The sequence below is a fragment of the Rhizorhapis sp. SPR117 genome (assembly GCF_021742065.1).
On sequence record NZ_JAKKIE010000068.1, the window covers coordinates 1 to 16,633 of the forward strand.

Consider the following 16,633-nt stretch of genomic DNA (forward strand, 5'->3'; position numbering starts at 1 on the left):
CGGTCCGCTCCTTTCCTTCTTAAGCACCAACATCATAACCGATGCCGGGGAAAAGGGGCGGGCCATCCCATAAAGCCCCGGTGTTGACCGGGGCTTTTCCATGTGGGTTGCTTGTGCCTCAGAGTTTTTCGGTTAGTTCTGGTACGATTTTGAAAAGATCGCCGACGAGGCCAAGGTCAGCGACCTGAAAGATGGGAGCATCCTCATCCTTGTTGATGGCGATGATGATCTTTGAATCCTTCATGCCCGCCAAATGCTGGATCGCACCAGAGATGCCGACCGCGATATAGACTTCAGGTGCAACGATCTTGCCGGTCTGTCCCACCTGATAGTCATTGGGCACATAGCCAGCATCGACGGCCGCACGCGATGCGCCGACGGCCGCGCCGAGCTTGTCAGCCAGCGGAATGATGACCTGCTGGAAGGTTTCACTGTCCTTGAGTGCCCGACCGCCCGATACGATAATCTTCGCGCTGGTGAGTTCGGGACGTTCCAGCTTGGCGATTTCGGCGCCGACGAAGCTGGAGAGGCCCTTGTCACCCGTGGCCGATACAGCTTCGACAGATGCCGAGCCGCCTTGCATTTCCGCCTTGTCGAAGGCGGTACCGCGCACGGTGATCACTTTCTTTGCGTCCGAGCTTTTGACTGTCGCGATGGCGTTGCCCGCATAGGTCGGCCGTGTGAAGGTGTCCTCGCTTTCGACGGACAGGATATCGCTGATCTGCATGACATCCAGCAGAGCTGCGACCCGCGGCGCGATGTTCTTGCCATGGCTGGTAGCCGGCGCAACAAAGGCGTCGTGATGGCCCATCAGCTCTACGATCAGCGGAGCGACATTCTCGGCAAGCGCATGTTCGTAGGCGGCATCATCGGCCACATGCACTTTCCCAACGCCTGCAATCTTTGCGGCCTGTTCGCCCACACTGCCGCAACCTTTGCCGGCGACCAGCAGATGCACTTCACCCAGCTTGCCCGCAGCAGTGACAGCGGCCAGCGTTGCGTCCTTGACCGACACATTGTCATGTTCAACCCAAACCAGCGTCTTCATCATGCCACTCCCAGAGCTTTGAGTTTGCCGACCAGTTCATCGACATCGGCAACCTTGATGCCCGCTTCACGCTTGGGCGGTTCGGTGACCTTCAATGTTGTGAGGCGCGGCGCAATATCGACACCGTAATCAGCGGGTGTCTTCTGCGCCATGGGCTTGCTCTTGGCCTTCATGATATTGGGCAGCGAAGCATAGCGCGGTTCGTTCAAACGCAGGTCCGTGGTGACAATGGCGGGAAGCGAGAGTTTGACTGTTTCCAGACCGCCATCGACCTCACGCGTCACACTGACGCTATCGCCATCTACGTCGACCTTCGACGCGAAGGTGCCCTGAGGACGGCCCAGCAGCGCAGCCAGCATCTGGCCCGTCTGGTTGCTGTCGTCGTCAATCGCCTGCTTGCCCAGAATGACCAGACCCGGCTGTTCTTCCTCAACCACCTTGGCAAGCAGCTTGGCAACGCCCAGCGGCTCAACCTCTGTCTCACTGGTGATCAGGATCGCACGGTCGGCACCCATGGCGAGCGCGGTGCGCAGCGTTTCCTGCGCCTTCGGTTCACCAATCGATACTGCGATAATCTCGGTCGCAACGCCCTTTTCCTTCAGGCGAATAGCTTCCTCGATCGCAATTTCGTCAAATGGGTTCATCGACATCTTGACGTTGGCGAGGTCAACCCCCGTTCCGTCCATCTTCACCCGCGGTTTGACGTTATAGTCAATTACCCGCTTCACGGGTACCAGGATCTTCATTGTCTTACCTCCAGTTCAAGCTTCTTCCGGGGAAGAGAAGAACCTGCCTGTGTGCCGGCCTCTTTGGAGGTCCGCACACAGGCAGGGATAGCCTATTACGCAGCCAGTTTGACCTGGCCCACGATCTTTTGCGCAGCGTCGCCGAGATTATCTGCGGACACAATCGGTAAACCGGAATGAGCGAGGATTTCCTTGCCCTTCTCTACGTTGGTGCCTTCCAGGCGGACGACAAGGGGAACCGACAGGTTCACTTCCTTGGCAGCAGCGACAATGCCGTCGGCAATGATGTCGCAACGCATGATCCCACCGAAAATGTTGACCAATATGCCCTTTACCGCCGGATCGCTCAGAATGATCTTGAATGCCGCCGTCACTTTCTCTTTGCTGGCGCCGCCGCCCACGTCGAGGAAATTCGCAGGGAACATGCCGTTCAGCTTGATGATGTCCATAGTGGCCATGGCCAGACCTGCACCGTTTACCATGCAGCCGATGTCTCCATCCAGCTTGATGTAGGCGAGGTCGTACTTGCTCGCTTCCAGTTCCATGGGATCTTCCTCGGTCTCGTCGCGCAGTTCCATCAGATCCTTGTGACGGAACAGGGCGTTGCTGTCGAAACCAACTTTGGCGTCAAGCACAACCAGTTGGTCATCGGCGGTGACGGCGAGCGGATTGATTTCGATCTGCGCGGCATCGGTGCCGACAAACGCATCATAAAGCGCCTGCGTGACTTTTGCGGCCTGTTTGCCGAGGTCGCCTGAAAGGTTCAGCGCTTTGGCGACCGAGCGGCCATGATGCGGCATCAGGCCAGTCGCAGGATCGACGGTGATGGTGTGGATTTTTTCGGGGCTGTTATGCGCCACGTCTTCAATGTCCATTCCGCCTTCGGTGGACGCCACAATAGCGATACGACCACTGACGCGATCGACCAGAAGGGCCAGGTACAATTCCTTGGCAATATCGACGCCGTCGGTCACATAGAGGCGGTTGACCTGCTTGCCCGCTTCGCCGGTCTGTACCGTCACCAGCGTATTGCCAAGCATATCGGCTGCTGCCGCGCGGACTTCATCGGCGTTCTTGGCCAGGCGGACCCCACCCTTGGCTTCAGAGGGCAGTTCCTTGAATTTGCCCTTGCCGCGGCCACCGGCATGAATCTGCGCCTTCACGACATAAAGCGGTCCAGGCAGCTTCGCCGACGCCGCAACGGCTTCGTCAACGCTCATTGCCGCATAGCCGGCGGGAACTGGTGCGCCGAACTTCGCCAGCAATTCTTTTGCCTGATATTCGTGAATGTTCATTTGGCCTGCCTGTCTGTCGAATAGGGTTTAAAGACTCATCCGCAGGCGCTTAAGCATAGGTTACAGGGAAATTCCAGCCTTGGTTGCAAATTATCAGTTTGCAAAATTGCAAATTTCTTGCAGTAGCGAATTGCAAAATCTAAATGCCGTCAGTTCACAATCGCGCAGCGAAAACCTGAGGCCGTCACAACTCGAAGCATTTCAGGATCTTGCAGCGCGCGGGTGCGGTAGATAAGCTCATCAAGCGTCATTTTGCCGAGATTGTCCTGCTTGATCGCGGATAGCGAAGATAGCCGCCGCAACTGCGACATCGACAGGCGATCGACCATCCGTCCGGCCATGCAGGATGCCATATGTTCTGACAAGCCAGCTTTCATCAGACTGTTGCGCACCTTCGTTTCCGGGGTGGTACAGGCGGCGAGAGCGAGCACGGGCAGCAAGAGTGTCAGCCTATACATATGCGACTCCTTCATCAGGTTCTCCTTATACCATGGCATGATGAAGATGAACGTTGCTTTGCCTGGTCTGCCGTTCCCAATGCGACGGACTCCGTGTTGCAGCATTGGGTATGGCATCCTACCTTCAGGGCTGCGTGCCGAACCGCATGCAACTATGAGGAATCAACAGGCCATGATCGAACTGTTCACCGCATCGACCCCAAATGGATACAAGGTTTCGGTAACGCTGGAGGAGCTTGGGCTGCCCTACACGTTCAGGAAACTGGATTTCAGCGCGCTGGAGCAAAAGCAGGATTGGTTCCTCAAGGTCAACCCCAATGGCCGGATTCCTGCGATCATCGATCATGACGAGGGCGATTTCCCGATATTCGAATCCGGCGCGATCATGATATATCTTGCTGAGAAGACCGGCAAATTAATGCCGCAGGATGTAAAGGGGCGCAGCCGCGTGATGCAGTGGCTGATGTGGCAGATGGGCGGGCTCGGTCCGATGATGGGGCAGGCCAATGTCTTCAACCGCTATTTTCCGGAAAGGCTGCCTTCGGTCATCGAGCGTTATCAACGTGAAGGCCGTCGTCTGTTCGAGGTTTTGAACGGTCAGCTTGCCGACCATCAATATCTGGCCGGGGAATACAGCATTGCCGATATAGCCAGCTGGTGCTGGGCCCGCGGTTATGAATGGTCGGGCATCGACATTGACGGGCTGACTCACCTTCAGCGCTGGATGGATGACATCGCGGCCCGCTCAGCGGTACAGAAAGGCATCACCATTCCTGAACCGCGTGCGCCTGCGTCGGATACCGATGCACGGGTGATTGATAATGCGCGCAAGATGCTATCCTGATGTTGCCGTGCCATGTTTGACAAGGTGCCGCCTTTTGTCCCCGACCAAACTTACTCCATTTTGACGCTTTCTTAACCATGCTCGCCCCATAATCTGCCTGACAAAGCCGTTCAATACGCGCTATGAAAGGTCTTCGAGGTGGTGATGATCGACCGGGTTTCACGAAGGCTTCACTGGAAGAGTGTGCAACTGGTTGCTGCATTGCAGGCGAACCTGCATTCCATTGCTATCTGGTGGGTCATTCTGATCAGTTTCGCGTGCGGATTGCGTCTGGCTTTTGCCGCGACGCAGCTTGATCCGGGCATGTCCGCTATAGGCAACGTCCTGCCTTATGCTGCCGTAGTCATGGCCCCCGTCGCCACATTGTTCTTCGGCCTTCGTCTGATTCCCCCCAACCAGATCCACGCTCAACCGGCCATCCGGCTGGCCCGATATGGTCGGTGGCGCAAAGTCAATTGCCTGGAGGCGCGTGCGTTGCCGATGTTCGGCGCAACCGGACTGATGGCCTCTCTGCTGATCGGCATGTTGCTTAATGTGCCCGTACGGACGGCGGAATTTCTGGTGTCGATTCCGGCATTGGGCAGTCATGCGCCGGGATGGTTCTTTGCCCTGTTCCACATCATGATCGCCGACGTGGTGATCATGTCCAGTCTGTATGTTTTTGCTTTTGTGCTTGCGATCCGGTTGGCGCCTTTCTTCCCGCGCTTCCTGGTGTTGGTATGGGGTATGGATCTGCTTGCGCAACTCAGCATCGCGCGGTTGGTGGCGCATGTTCCCGGCGTGCCGCAAATGGTCGAACGGGCGTTGCTCGATATGCTGGAGGGCAATCTGCAAAAAGTGTTGATCAGCGCCGCGATCTGGCTGCCGTATCTGATCCTGTCCAATCGGGTGAATGTCACCTACCGGCAGCGCATCGGGGCATAGTGGGCACAGTACGATATTCATCCATATTGGTTGAGGGGCGTTCCGGATACATAGCGAGTGGCGTCTGCTGAGCGATCAGTCCACATGAGAGCTGAAAAAGCCGTTGGCATGAAGCCGAGTCATGCCCACATAAGTTGAATGACCCTCTTATCACTTCTCGATCTCGTCCCCGTAACAATGGGTAGCGACGTACCCACGGCTCTGGCGCGTGCTGCCGATCTGGCTGCCCATGCCGAACGCCTGGGCTATCACCGTTACTGGATTGCAGAGCACCACGGCATGCTGGGCATTGCGTCGGCGGCAACGTCGGTGGTGCTGGGGCATATTGGGGCTGCAACGCGAACGATGCGAATTGGGGCAGGTGGGATCATGCTACCCAATCACGCACCGCTGGCGATCGCCGAGCAGTTTGGAACATTGGCAGCCTTGTTTCCAGGCCGCGTCGATCTGGGTCTGGGCCGTGCGCCTGGATCGGATGGTCGCGTGGCGCAGGCCATGCGACGTAACCTGACTGGTGGTCCTGATCAGTTTCCGCGCGACGTGATGGAGTTACAGGCCTGTTTTGCGGGCGATGAGCGGTTGGGATTCACGGCAACGCCCGGTGCGGGCGCTGACGTTCCGCTGTGGATATTGGGATCAAGCCTCTATGGTGCCCAACTGGCAGCGGCATTGGGCCTGCCCTTTGCCTTTGCCTCGCATTTTGCACCTGATGCACTGGATGAAGCACTGGCTATCTATCGCCGTGATTTTCGTCCTTCGGCGCAGTTGGAGCAACCCTACGCGATGGCAGGATTCAACATTTTCGCTGCCGACACACGCGAGGAAGCCGCGTTGATCGCCACATCCATGCAGCAGAGTTTTGTTGCGCTTCGTACGGGCACACCGGGGCGACTGCCGCCGCCGGTGGCGGGGTATCGTGAAACATTGCCGCCCCAGGCACAGGCGATGCTGGCGAATGTACTGCGTGCATCAAGCATTGGGACGCAGGAAGATGTGACACGGGATATGAAGGCTTTTATCGAAAGAACTGGTGTAGATGAGGTCATTGTAAACGGCATGATCTATGATCAGGATGCCCGGAAACGCTCATTCGAAATCGCGATGGCCGCTGGACGAGAAATTGGCGCCTGATTCTGAAGCGGGGTTTCTATTCGACGAATAAAAATGACGACCGGGCGCTTGGCTTAATTCTTGAAGACGACGGTGGTCGAACCATTGAGCAGAACGCGGTCCTCCAGATGTAATCGAACAGCGGTGGCCAGCACGCGCCGTTCAATGTCCCGGCCTTTTGCAATCAGATCATCGGGCGTGTCGGCATGGCTGACCGGCTCGGCATCCTGGTGGATTATCGGTCCTTCATCCAGATCGGCCGTGACATAGTGGGCCGTGGCGCCGATCATTTTCACACCGCGTGCATGAGCTTGATGATAGGGCTTGGCACCTTTGAAGCCCGGCAAGAAGCTGTGGTGAATGTTGATGCAGCGGCCGGACAGATAGGCCGCCATGTCGTCTGACAAAATTTGCATGTACCGCGCGAGCACGACCAGATCGATATCGTGGGTTTCGATCAAGTGCCTGATCCGCGCTTCCTGTTGCGTCTTGCCGTCATGGGTGATGGGTAGATAATGATAGGGAATGTCACCCAGCAGGGCGAGATTATGTACCTCTCGCGGATGGTTGGATGCGATGCCCACAACGTCCATTTTCAGTTCACCAATGCGGGCGCGGTATAAAAGGTCGCCAAGGCAATGATCGAACTTCGATACCAGTAGCAAGACGCGCTGGGGCGTTTCGCTTTCACGCATGTGCCAATCCATGCCATGTTTGTCTGCAAGTGCCTTGAAACGGGACTGCAAAGTTGCTGAGCGTATGTCTTCATTGAGCAATTCGAATGAGACCCGCATGAAAAAGCGCTGGTTGGCAATGTCGTTATACTGCTGGGATTCAAGAATGTTGCCGCCATTGTCCGCCAGAAATCCCGCCACGGCGCTTACCAGCCCCGGACGATCCTGACATGACAATGTTAACACGTGCTTTTTCTGCATCTCTGTCTCCCTGCCTACACACCCCTTTAAGCGGTACGGGCGGCTTCATGCAATTCAAAGGCCATCAGGGATCAAGCGCGATCTCATAAAGATTCGACCAATTTTTGCCAGTGATGAACAGCCTGTTCTCCCTGGCGTCATAGGCGATGCCATTCAGGACTGAATCGCTGTCAGTCAGCCCCTGTGCATCGACCAAAGGGGAAAGGTCGATCCAGCCCTTGACCTGTCCGGTCGCCGGATCAATCCGGGCGATGCGGGGGCTGAACCAGATATTGGCCCATATCTCGCCCTTTACATATTCCAGTTCGTTGAGGCGGCTGACCGGCTGGCCTTGATCGGTTACGGTTATCCGCGACAGTTCGCTGAAATTGGCAGGATCGATAACGCGCAATTGCGGTGTGCCGTCACTCATGAACATGTGGGTGCCATCCTGCGTCAGCGCCCAGCCCTCCCCCTTGTAATGGAAGCTGCCCCTGCGCTTGAAATCATGCAGGTTCCAGCGGAAGCCGATGCCGTTCATCCAGGTGAGGCTGATGATCTCATCCTTCCAGAGCACGATGCCTTCGCCGAAATATTGCCCTGGAATTGCAACGCGGCGCAGCACCTTGCCATCCTTGAGCCGGACCTTGCGGATGTCCGACTGTCCTTCGCGCCCCGTACTCTCATAGAGGGCGCCATCATGATAGAAGAGTCCTTGGGTGAAGGCGCCGGGATCATGCGGATAGGTGGCAACGACGCGATAACCCTGTGCCGATAGCGGCGTCGCGCAAAGCAGGGCGATAAACAGAAAGAGGAGGCGCAAGACTGTCAGCTTTCGGTCGGAGCAGCGGCAATGGCAGAGGCCAGCCACAGGGGCAGGTCAAGGCCGTCCATATCCTCTATGCGGCGAAGCTCGATCGACAGACCAAGTTCCGGCAGCGCGAGTCGCTGGCGTTTTGCGTCGGCCATTTTCAGCGGCACGACGACCAGACGACGGTTGACCTTTGACCTATAATGCATGCGGGCAGTATTTTCCTGCCCGACATAACAGCCCTTTCCAAAGTCGACACCATGTAATTCCCGTGCGTTCGCTTCCAGCCAGAGTGTCTGGTCGGAACCTAACTCGGCCACGCCCTCCGTCACACCCAGCGACAGGCGGTGTGCGCGGTAGGCGGCGGCATGATGTGCGTCCGCACCGTCGGCGGGCGCGATCCAGCGTTGTCCAAGTTCGGGCAGGCGCGGATCGGCGGGTCGGCCCTCTGCATCGCGCGACCAGTGCACCGCCAGCATATCATCGCGCGCAACTTCAACCTTGCGGCGCAGGCGATACAGGGAGAGTCGACGGACAAGTGCATCAGCTTGTGCTGCTTCGCAGTCGATTAAAATGTCTCCGGCATGCGCCCAGATAAAGAAATCGAACAGCGCTTTGCCCTGCGCCGTCAGCAATCCTGCCCAGCGCGCTTCGCCTTCTACGAGCGTCAGTACATCCTGCGTTACCAGCCCCTGCAGGAACGGACGGGTCTCCTCGCCAGAAATATGGATGACAGCGCGGTCGATTAGGGTGGTTTCGCTCATGGCAAACAGTTAAGGGGTGACACTGCAATTTCCAACCCGCGCGCTCGTGTAAATGTGAGGGAGCTTCCCGCCCGACCGGGATGATATGCCATGACCCAGACTTTCGACCTGATTCTGAAGAACGGCACAGTCCATACGCCCGGCGGCCCGGCACAGGTCAGCATTGGCGTGCGTGAGGGAAAGATTGCTGCCATTGGTGCGGGTATCGGGGATGGGGAACAGGTGCTGGATTGTACTGGGCTCGACATCCTTCCCGGCGTGATCGACAGTCAGGTGCATTTTCGCGAGCCGGGGCTGGAGCATAAGGAAGATCTCGAATCGGGTAGCCGCGCCGCCGTTATGGGCGGCGTGACCGCAGTGTTTGAAATGCCCAACACCAGCCCCAATACCGACAGCACACAACGGCTGGAGGATAAGATTGCACGTGGCCATCATCGCATGTGGTGCGATCATGCCTTCTATGTCGGTGCGACCGCGGCCAATGCCGATGAACTTGTCGAGCTGGAACGTCTGCCGGGGACGGCGGGAGTCAAGATTTTCATGGGCGCATCGACCGGCGACCTGTTGGTAGCGGAGGATGAAGCGCTGGCGCGGGTTCTGGCTTCGGGCAAACGCCGCGTCGCCATCCATGCCGAGGATGAGGCGCGAATGAATGCGCGCAAGGATTTGCGCGTGGAAGGCGATGTGTCCTCGCACCCGCTATGGCGCGACGATGAAAGCGCCATGTTGGCGACGCGGCGCATATTGAAGCTGGCGCGCGCGGCAGGGCGGCGGATCCATATATTGCACGTCACCACGCCTGCCGAACTGGAACTGATCGCGCAGAACAAGGACATTGCGACTTGCGAGGTAACCCCTCAACACCTGACGCTGACAGCCGAAGATGCCTATCCCCGGCTGGGCAGTCACGCACAGATGAACCCGCCGATTCGGTCTGCTGCGCATCGTGACGGACTTTGGCATTGGCTTAATCAGGGCGTGCCCGATGTGATCGGATCGGATCATGCGCCGCACACGCTGGAGGAAAAGGCGCGTACCTATCCCGCATCGCCCAGCGGGATGCCCGGTGTGCAGACACTCCTGCCGCTGCTGCTCGACCATGTGGCTGCGGGGCGAACGACATTGCAGCGAGTCATCGACCTGACCAGTGCTGGACCGCAGCGGGTTTTTGGCCTTGTCACCAAAGGTCGCATTGCGGTTGGCTACGATGCGGATTTCAGCGTCGTCGATCTAAAAAAACGCTGGACCGTCAGCGAAGGCTGGCTTGCCTCGCGCTGCGGTTGGTCGCCTTTCACTGGTATGGAACTAACCGGCAAGGCGATCGGAACAATTGTGCGCGGACATCAGGTCATGTGGGAAGACCAGCTTGCCAACGACGCAGTGGGTGAAGCTATCCGCTTTGAAAGCGTCAATTTCGGCTGAGGACACTGTCTCAATCCAATATGTGCAGCACCAACGGTTCGTCCAGCAGGCTGTCCGACCCACGCAGACGGCCAAGCGTGTCGTTAACGCATGATTCCGCGCTGACATGGGTTACGATGACAACCAGAACGCTGTCAGTATCCGTTGCTCCACGCTGGATCAGGCTTTCGATCGATACGCCCGCATCACGCGTGGCGGCTGCAATTTCAGCAAGAACTCCCGGTTCATCCTTGACACGGAAACGCAGATAGACGCGGCCAGCCCGCTTGCCCGTCCTTGCTGGCGGCAGCCGGTCAAGGGAATCAACGGGCATGGCAAAGGCGGGGCCATATTCACCCCGTGCAACGTCGATCAGGTCAGCAACCACGGCCGATGCGGTTGGCCCGTCACCCGCGCCGGCGCCTTGGAAAAACAGGCGACCGACAAAGTTGCCCTCAGTGACGACTGCATTCAGTGGTCCGTCGACATGGGACAGGGGGTGACCCATTGGCACCAGCATCGGATGGACCCGCTGGAACAGTTCACCATCGACCGTTTCGGCCATGCCGACCAGGCGGATGCGAAAGCCGAGGGCCGCGGCTTCGGCGATATCGGCTGCAATGATATGACGGATGCCCGTTGTTTCGACATTGTCGAAATCCAGCGCTGTTCCAAAGGACAGACTGGCAAGAATCGACAGCTTGTGCGCGGCATCTATCCCGTCAATGTCAAAGGTTGGATCGATTTCCGCATAGCCCAGATCCTGCGCATCCTTCAGCACATCGGCAAAGGCATGGCCGTCCTTTTCCATCGTGGTGAGAATGTAGTTGCAGGTGCCGTTCAATATTCCATAGACGCGACTGATCGCATTGGCCGCAACGCCTTCGCGCAGGCCCTTGATGACCGGGATGCCGCCGGCGACCGCCGCTTCATATTTCAGCGCGACACCAGCTTTTTCGGCGTCCTTGGCAAGGCCCAGGCCATGATGCGCGATCATCGCCTTGTTGGCGGTGACAAAGGGTTTGTGCGCGGCCAGACATTGCCGGGCAAGAGTCAGTGCGGGACCGTCCGCGCCGCCGATCAGTTCGACGATCGCATCGATATCGTCGCGCGCGGCAAGGTCGCTCATATCGTCCACCCATTCATAGGGAGACAGGTCGACGCCGCGATCCTTGGCCCTGTCGCGCGCCGAAATCGCAGCAATGGTGATCGGTCGCCCAGCACGGCGGGCAATCAATGCCTGGTTTGTTTTCAGCAGGCGAATGACGCCACCGCCGACTGTTCCCAAGCCGACGATCGCGATTCGCAATGCATTGTCACCAGACATTCGATTCCCCGATCAGAGCCAATTCGCGCTGCTGATAGCGGTGTGACGTCGGAAATCCAAGCAGGAGATTCAGCGGGAGGGAGGCAGGTTCCCCGATCCAGTCATTGATCGTGTCCGAACGCAGGGACCAAGACCGCGGAGCACCACTCCATAGTCTTCACGCGCCATGGTCAAGTTCTCGCCTTCCAGTTGCGCCGTGGCTTTCGCCGGTAGCTGGCGGGGCAGGGAACAAGCGAGGCGATACCAAAGCAGGCTGTTCGGACTGGGTGTTGTCGCCGACTCATCGACAATTTCACCCAGCGCGACGGACCATCGCGGTTCTTGCCCGGGTCGCCGCAAAATGGATAACGACACAGGAGCGCCAGTCTCTGTATTAAGGAAAATTTGCGTCTCTCCCTCGCCCCGAATCGAGCCAGCTACATGAAATGCATTACCAATTCCGGTGATTCGCGGCGGTGCATCGCTCGCGACCGCCTGCGACAGAATATTGCGCAACATATTTGCATTTTCGGCGGTCCAGTCGATCTGAGCATCAGGGCCAACCAACTGAATCGATCCAGGTTTGCCTGTCACAGGATATGCAAAAAGCAGGACATGACGCTTCTTCAATTTGGGAGCGCGCCCTCTAAAATCCAGTGGGGTATCAATCAGATAGCTTATATCCCGCCCTATACCTCCCTGGCCGCGGACAAGGTTGATAACCCGCGCCTCCACATAGAATCGTTGATGCCCCTGCCGCACATCAGGTGCACGCTCTGGCTTCACTTTGATCGCTTTTCTGATCTGGGCGTCAATGACAAGCGGAGTGTCAGCAGCCAAGTCCGCCAGGTCGGCATAGCTGAGTTGGGGCGATAAAGGAGAAACCTCTGAAAACGCCGGAGTTGCGACTGAAATTAACCCAAAAAACAGGAGCGTGAAGAAGCTTTTCTGCAACATAGTTTCCTTTGACACTTGCAAGCGTCATCAATCTGGCACAAAACGTCCATATCCGCTAATCGGCGGGCACGAAAGTTCTACTGTCGATAAAGCGTTTGCGTCCCGTGCCGGGGCGCGATAGAGAATTGGAAAAATACCAGATATATTTTCTGTCATGACGTTAAGATGAGCGCGGTCACTGCGTTCACCTTCCCGGTCAGACTGGCATTTATAGAAGCTGAGTTAAGGAGTGTCGTTGCTGAATGGCTTATGCTGACCACTCGATGAATTCGAGCCGAATGGCTTCGATTGTCATCGTTGCACTTATTCACGTTGTCCTTGGCTATGCCTTCGTTACTGGCCTCGGTATGAAGTATGTCAAGAAGGCGGCCGAACAACTCAATGTGATCGATGTTGTGGAAGAGGCTCCTCCGCCAGAGGAAGAGCCGCCCCCCCCGCCACCGGATCGTCCGATTGAGCCGCCGCCTGTTGTTGCGCCTCCGCCTATCGTGCAGACGCCTGCGCCTCCGCCTGCGGTAACCATCGTGCGGACGCCTCCGCCTGTGTTTACGCCGACGCCTGTCGCGCCACCGGCTCCACCGCCGCCCAAGCAAGCTGCAAAAGCCGCTACTCCGCGTGGCAACCCGGGCAGCTGGGTGACGCCGGATGACTATCCTTCACGCGCTCTTCGTGAGGAGCGTGCAGGGACGACGGGCTTCCGCTTGTCGGTTGGTGCAGACGGCAAGGTCACTGATTGCCAAGTCACATCGTCAAGCGGCTCTAATGATCTTGATACCGAAGCATGCAAGATGTTGATGCGCCGTGCGCGCTTCAGGCCAGCCGAAGATACCAGCGGGAATCCGATGGCGAGCAGCTACTCCAGCCGCGTTGTGTGGCAGATACCACGTTAAATTCAGGGACGGCCAGCCAGACTGTGGCTGACCGTCCCCTTTGCTATTCATATTGTTAGAGGGAATTTATAGAAATGTTCATCCAGTTTGCAGCAGCAGCAGCCGCGCCGGCCGCTGAGAACCCCTACGGCCTGATGGAAGCCCTTGAACAGGGGGGCGTCATTGCATGGACCGTGTTCCTCATCCTTTGCGGCATGTCCGTCGCCTCGTTCTACATTCTCTTCACCAAGCTCATCGAACAGCAGAAGATCATCAATCAGTCCAAGAGGGTCCGTCAGACTTTCTGGCGTAGCGCCAGCCTGAAGGAAGGCACTGCCAAGCTGGAAAAGAACAGCGCGTACAAGCAGCTTGTCGATGACGGCATTGCCGCTCAGGATCAATATAGCAAATTGACCGATCCAGTTGAAGCGCACGACTGGCTGCATGGCTCACTGGCTCGTTCAGAAGCTGCGATCAATTCCAAGCTGGGCACCGGCCTTGCCTTTCTCGCCACCGTCGGCGCCACGGCGCCGTTTATTGGCTTGTTCGGTACGGTTATCGGTATCTACCGCGCACTGATCAAGATTGGTGCCGCTGGTCAGGCATCTATCGACGCAGTTGCCGGCCCTGTCGGTGAAGCGCTGATCATGACCGCTCTTGGTCTGGCTGTCGCTGTTCCGGCCGTGCTTGCCTATAACTGGTTGCAGCGTCGCAACAAGTCTATCGCCGAAAATCTGTCAGCCTTTGCTGTCGATATATTAGGGTTCATGGTCTCTAATGGTCAGGTGAAACCGGCCCATGCCGCCGTTGCCGCCAAGCCGGCTGCTGCTGCGCCTGCCGGGGCTGTGAAAAAGGCCTGAACCAATCGGGACGGCGTGCCCTGTGTCACGCCGTCCGATTTCCGGCCCGATCTGTCGGGGCGGGCAGGTGCTTGATAGTTGCAATGTTAGGAAATTGATCAATGGCAATGAGCGTTGGATCCGAAGGCGCTGATGACGTCCCGATGTCCGACATCAACACGACGCCTCTTGTGGACGTCATGCTGGTGTTGCTCATCATCTTTCTCATCGCGATTCCGGTCGTTATCCAGACGGTTCCCATCGAACTGCCCAAGGTGGCGTTCGAACCCACGACGACAAAGCCTGAAAACGTGTCTTTGTCGATCACGACGGACCCGGATGGCAGGTGCGCGGTATACTGGAATTTGACTCGCGTTAATTCGGGAGAACTGCTCGACCGGGCAGTGGCGAAACTCACTGCAGATATTGCAAAGGCTGGAGGTGTTGAAAATATGACGCCCGAGGATATGCCAGAAGTGCATATTCGCGGCGACATCAATACGCCTTACCGTTGCATCGGCGGTACCGTCTACACCATGCAGCGCGTAGGCTTTGCGAAGGTCGGGTTCATTTCGGAACCACCCCCAGGCATGACGCCGGTGCGGCTCTAAGATTTTTCAGGAGTATAAATCATGGCCATGAGTGGCGGCCGCGAAGACGGCGAACCGATGATGGAAATGAACACGACGCCGTTGATCGACGTCATGCTCGTTCTCCTCATCATGTTCATTATCACTATCCCGATCCAGACCCACGCGGTGAAGATCGATCTACCCCAGGATCAACCGAATCAGACTCCCCCTCCGGTCGATCCCGTGAAAAACAAACTGGCTATTGACGCTGCGGGCATCATTACCTGGAACGGCTCGCCAGTCGATCTGGTTACCGTGCGGCAATATTTGAACCAGACGGTAACGATGGTGCCAGAACCAGAGCTGCAGTTTCAGCCTGATGCCCAGACACGTTACGTTATCGTCGATCAGGTCCTGGCAGAGATCAAGCGGAGTGGCGTAACCAAGCTGGGTTTCGTGGGTAACGAACAATATGGAAATTTCTGAACGCGGATTGATCGGTTTGGAATGGAAATGACAAGGCGGGGCCAGCGGTCCCGCCTTTTTTGTTTTGGTTGATAGGAGAATGCAGCAGTTGATCGCGAAATGATGAGCGATGCGATGTCTTCATGCCCAATGTGCACAAGAATCAGTGCTCTTACGGCGATCTGACGCCTAATCGCTGTCGGGTATTACCGGAATTTTGGCCGACTGGATGGTGTTCGTAGCCGCGCGTATGCCCATAGCGCGACCGATCAGCAGCAAAGCGGGGCCATCGCCAATTCCCGTCCGCACTGCCAATGGCAACAGATCAAGTCGTGTCGCCAGATGCCGTTCATTGGGCAAGCTTGCATTTTCAACCACGATCGCCGGGGTATCTGCCGCAAGGCCTGCAGCGATCAATTGGCCCGATACATCGGCGGCCGCAGCTTTGCCCATATAGACGGCAAGCGTCGCATCCGGGTCGGCGAGTGCCCGCCAGTCAAGGTCAAGCGTTTCGCCCTTGCGCGCATGAGCCGTGACAAATTGCAGGCGACGAGCCATGCCCCGAAGTGTCAGGGAGAGGCCAAGGCTGGCGCAAGCCGCGCTGGCGGCTGTAATGCCGGGACAGATCCGTACATCGATGCCACCTGCCTGCAAATGCGCGATCTCCTCCATCGAGCGGCCGAAGATTGAGGGGTCTCCACCCTTCAGGCGGACGACACGCTTGCCAGATCTCGCCGCAACAAGCAGCAAATCATTGATGCTTGCCTGATCCCTGCTGTGCCGGCCCGAACGCTTTCCTACCGGAACACATTCAGCATGGGGTGCGATAAAGGTTAATATTTCTGGGCCGACCAGTGCATCGTAAAACACGATGTCCGCCGCCGCGATCAGCCTTTCTGCTTTGCGCGTCAATAATTCGGGATCGTTCCCATACACCAGAATGACACCATCGGCTGAAACGGCGATGAACCGTCTTCCACCGACCATAGCGTTCCGGCAGATCGCACCAATGCGCCCCTGATCGCAAAACCCACAAACATCCGTTTACGAACAAGCGGTTGTCCGATCCTGTCTGGCCGGGATCGCTGACCTTGCCAGGCAACAACGGCGCGATCCTCGCCCATTGTGCCTCGTTCAATTCGTACCGCTTGATCCCCATCACATGCTCCGCGCTAAACACGGAACCTCATGAATCAGACAGCAGCACCTTTGGGAATCCTGAATGTCGATCCGCCCTAGTCACCCGGAACTGTAATCCACCTCATTGATTCACGCCTCTTTGAGGAGATGAACAATGCTAGGTCGGCAGG

At 57.3% G+C, this 16,633-nt stretch carries 18 protein-coding genes and 1 pseudogene; 8 read left to right on the forward strand and 11 right to left on the reverse strand.

The genetic code is table 11. The features are described from left to right. Positions 1-118: 118 nt before the first annotated feature. The 4 genes from L3X40_RS18285 to L3X40_RS18300 all read right to left on the reverse strand — a co-directional run bounded on the left by L3X40_RS18285 (position 119) and on the right by L3X40_RS18300 (position 3,520). Positions 119-1,048 carry an electron transfer flavoprotein subunit alpha/FixB family protein gene (locus L3X40_RS18285; protein ID WP_237366892.1) on the reverse strand — a complete coding sequence of 310 codons (930 nt, stop codon included), beginning with the start codon at positions 1,046-1,048 and terminating at the stop codon, positions 119-121. Further along, positions 1,048-1,794 carry an electron transfer flavoprotein subunit beta/FixA family protein gene (locus L3X40_RS18290; protein ID WP_237366875.1) on the reverse strand — a complete coding sequence of 249 codons (747 nt, stop codon included), beginning with the start codon at positions 1,792-1,794 and terminating at the stop codon, positions 1,048-1,050. Before L3X40_RS18290 ends, L3X40_RS18285 begins: the two co-directional genes overlap by 1 nt. A gap of 95 nt (positions 1,795-1,889) precedes the next feature. Next, positions 1,890-3,089, reverse strand: coding sequence for an ADP-forming succinate--CoA ligase subunit beta (gene sucC / locus L3X40_RS18295; RefSeq protein ID WP_237366876.1), 1,200 nt, complete (start codon positions 3,087-3,089; stop codon positions 1,890-1,892). Positions 3,090-3,238: 149 nt separating this feature from the next. After that, a complete protein-coding gene (locus tag L3X40_RS18300; protein ID WP_338331157.1) occupies positions 3,239-3,520 on the reverse strand; it encodes a hypothetical protein in 282 nt (93 codons plus the stop codon). A 199-nt stretch (positions 3,521-3,719) separates the two neighbouring features. Between L3X40_RS18300 and L3X40_RS18305 the strand changes: the two genes are divergently transcribed. From L3X40_RS18305 to L3X40_RS18315, 3 genes are all read left to right on the forward strand, one after another. Beyond that, the gene (locus L3X40_RS18305; RefSeq protein ID WP_237366878.1) at positions 3,720-4,391 is read left to right on the forward strand and encodes a glutathione S-transferase family protein; all 672 of its coding nucleotides are present in this window, start codon (positions 3,720-3,722) and stop codon (positions 4,389-4,391) included. Positions 4,392-4,535: 144 nt separating this feature from the next. Then, positions 4,536-5,315: a DUF2569 domain-containing protein gene (locus L3X40_RS18310; protein WP_237366879.1), complete on the forward strand. Its 780-nt coding sequence runs from the start codon at positions 4,536-4,538 to the stop codon at positions 5,313-5,315. Positions 5,316-5,453: 138 nt separating this feature from the next. Further along, on the forward strand, positions 5,454-6,446 hold the full coding sequence (locus L3X40_RS18315; protein ID WP_237366880.1) for an LLM class flavin-dependent oxidoreductase: 993 nt from the start codon (positions 5,454-5,456) through the stop codon (positions 6,444-6,446). Between the two features lie 53 nt (positions 6,447-6,499). Here L3X40_RS18315 and purU read toward each other — a convergent pair whose 3' ends face one another. The 3 genes from purU to ygfZ form a co-directional block, all read right to left on the reverse strand. After that, positions 6,500-7,360 (reverse strand): formyltetrahydrofolate deformylase, encoded by an 861-nt coding sequence (gene purU / locus L3X40_RS18320; RefSeq protein WP_237366881.1) that lies wholly within the window; start codon positions 7,358-7,360, stop codon positions 6,500-6,502. Positions 7,361-7,424: 64 nt separating this feature from the next. Further along, a complete protein-coding gene (locus L3X40_RS18325; RefSeq protein WP_237366882.1) occupies positions 7,425-8,162 on the reverse strand; it encodes a glutaminyl-peptide cyclotransferase in 738 nt (245 codons plus the stop codon). A gap of 5 nt (positions 8,163-8,167) precedes the next feature. After that, a complete protein-coding gene (gene ygfZ, locus L3X40_RS18330) occupies positions 8,168-8,914 on the reverse strand; it encodes a CAF17-like 4Fe-4S cluster assembly/insertion protein YgfZ (RefSeq protein WP_237366883.1) in 747 nt (248 codons plus the stop codon). 90 nt (positions 8,915-9,004) lie between these two features. Between ygfZ and L3X40_RS18335 the strand changes: the two genes are divergently transcribed. Next, complete coding sequence (locus tag L3X40_RS18335; protein ID WP_237366884.1) at positions 9,005-10,336, forward strand: dihydroorotase; 1,332 nt, start codon at positions 9,005-9,007, stop codon at positions 10,334-10,336. 10 nt (positions 10,337-10,346) lie between these two features. Here the strand turns inward: L3X40_RS18335 and L3X40_RS18340 are convergent, their stop codons facing one another. Beyond that, on the reverse strand, positions 10,347-11,642 hold the full coding sequence (locus L3X40_RS18340) for a homoserine dehydrogenase (protein WP_237366885.1): 1,296 nt from the start codon (positions 11,640-11,642) through the stop codon (positions 10,347-10,349). Positions 11,643-11,711: 69 nt separating this feature from the next. Beyond that, positions 11,712-12,578, reverse strand: coding sequence for a hypothetical protein (locus L3X40_RS18345; RefSeq protein WP_237366886.1), 867 nt, complete (start codon positions 12,576-12,578; stop codon positions 11,712-11,714). Between the two features lie 242 nt (positions 12,579-12,820). Here L3X40_RS18345 and L3X40_RS18350 point away from each other — a divergent pair, with 242 nt between their 5' ends. The 4 genes from L3X40_RS18350 to L3X40_RS18365 all read left to right on the forward strand — a co-directional run bounded on the left by L3X40_RS18350 (position 12,821) and on the right by L3X40_RS18365 (position 15,344). Next, on the forward strand, positions 12,821-13,468 hold the full coding sequence (locus L3X40_RS18350; RefSeq protein WP_237366887.1) for an energy transducer TonB: 648 nt from the start codon (positions 12,821-12,823) through the stop codon (positions 13,466-13,468). A gap of 74 nt (positions 13,469-13,542) precedes the next feature. After that, positions 13,543-14,307 (forward strand): MotA/TolQ/ExbB proton channel family protein, encoded by a 765-nt coding sequence (locus tag L3X40_RS18355; RefSeq protein ID WP_237366888.1) that lies wholly within the window; start codon positions 13,543-13,545, stop codon positions 14,305-14,307. A gap of 101 nt (positions 14,308-14,408) precedes the next feature. Then, positions 14,409-14,897: an ExbD/TolR family protein gene (locus L3X40_RS18360; RefSeq protein WP_237366889.1), complete on the forward strand. Its 489-nt coding sequence runs from the start codon at positions 14,409-14,411 to the stop codon at positions 14,895-14,897. 21 nt (positions 14,898-14,918) lie between these two features. Next, positions 14,919-15,344 carry an ExbD/TolR family protein gene (locus L3X40_RS18365; protein ID WP_237366890.1) on the forward strand — a complete coding sequence of 142 codons (426 nt, stop codon included), beginning with the start codon at positions 14,919-14,921 and terminating at the stop codon, positions 15,342-15,344. A gap of 168 nt (positions 15,345-15,512) precedes the next feature. Here the strand turns inward: L3X40_RS18365 and cobA are convergent, their stop codons facing one another. Then, positions 15,513-16,310, reverse strand: coding sequence for a uroporphyrinogen-III C-methyltransferase (cobA, locus tag L3X40_RS18370; RefSeq protein ID WP_237366891.1), 798 nt, complete (start codon positions 16,308-16,310; stop codon positions 15,513-15,515). Then, positions 16,246-16,476 (reverse strand): annotated as a pseudogene (locus tag L3X40_RS18375) (transposase); the annotation flags it as partial. The gene cobA and the pseudogene L3X40_RS18375, both read right to left, overlap by 65 nt. Positions 16,477-16,633: the final 157 nt, after the last annotated feature.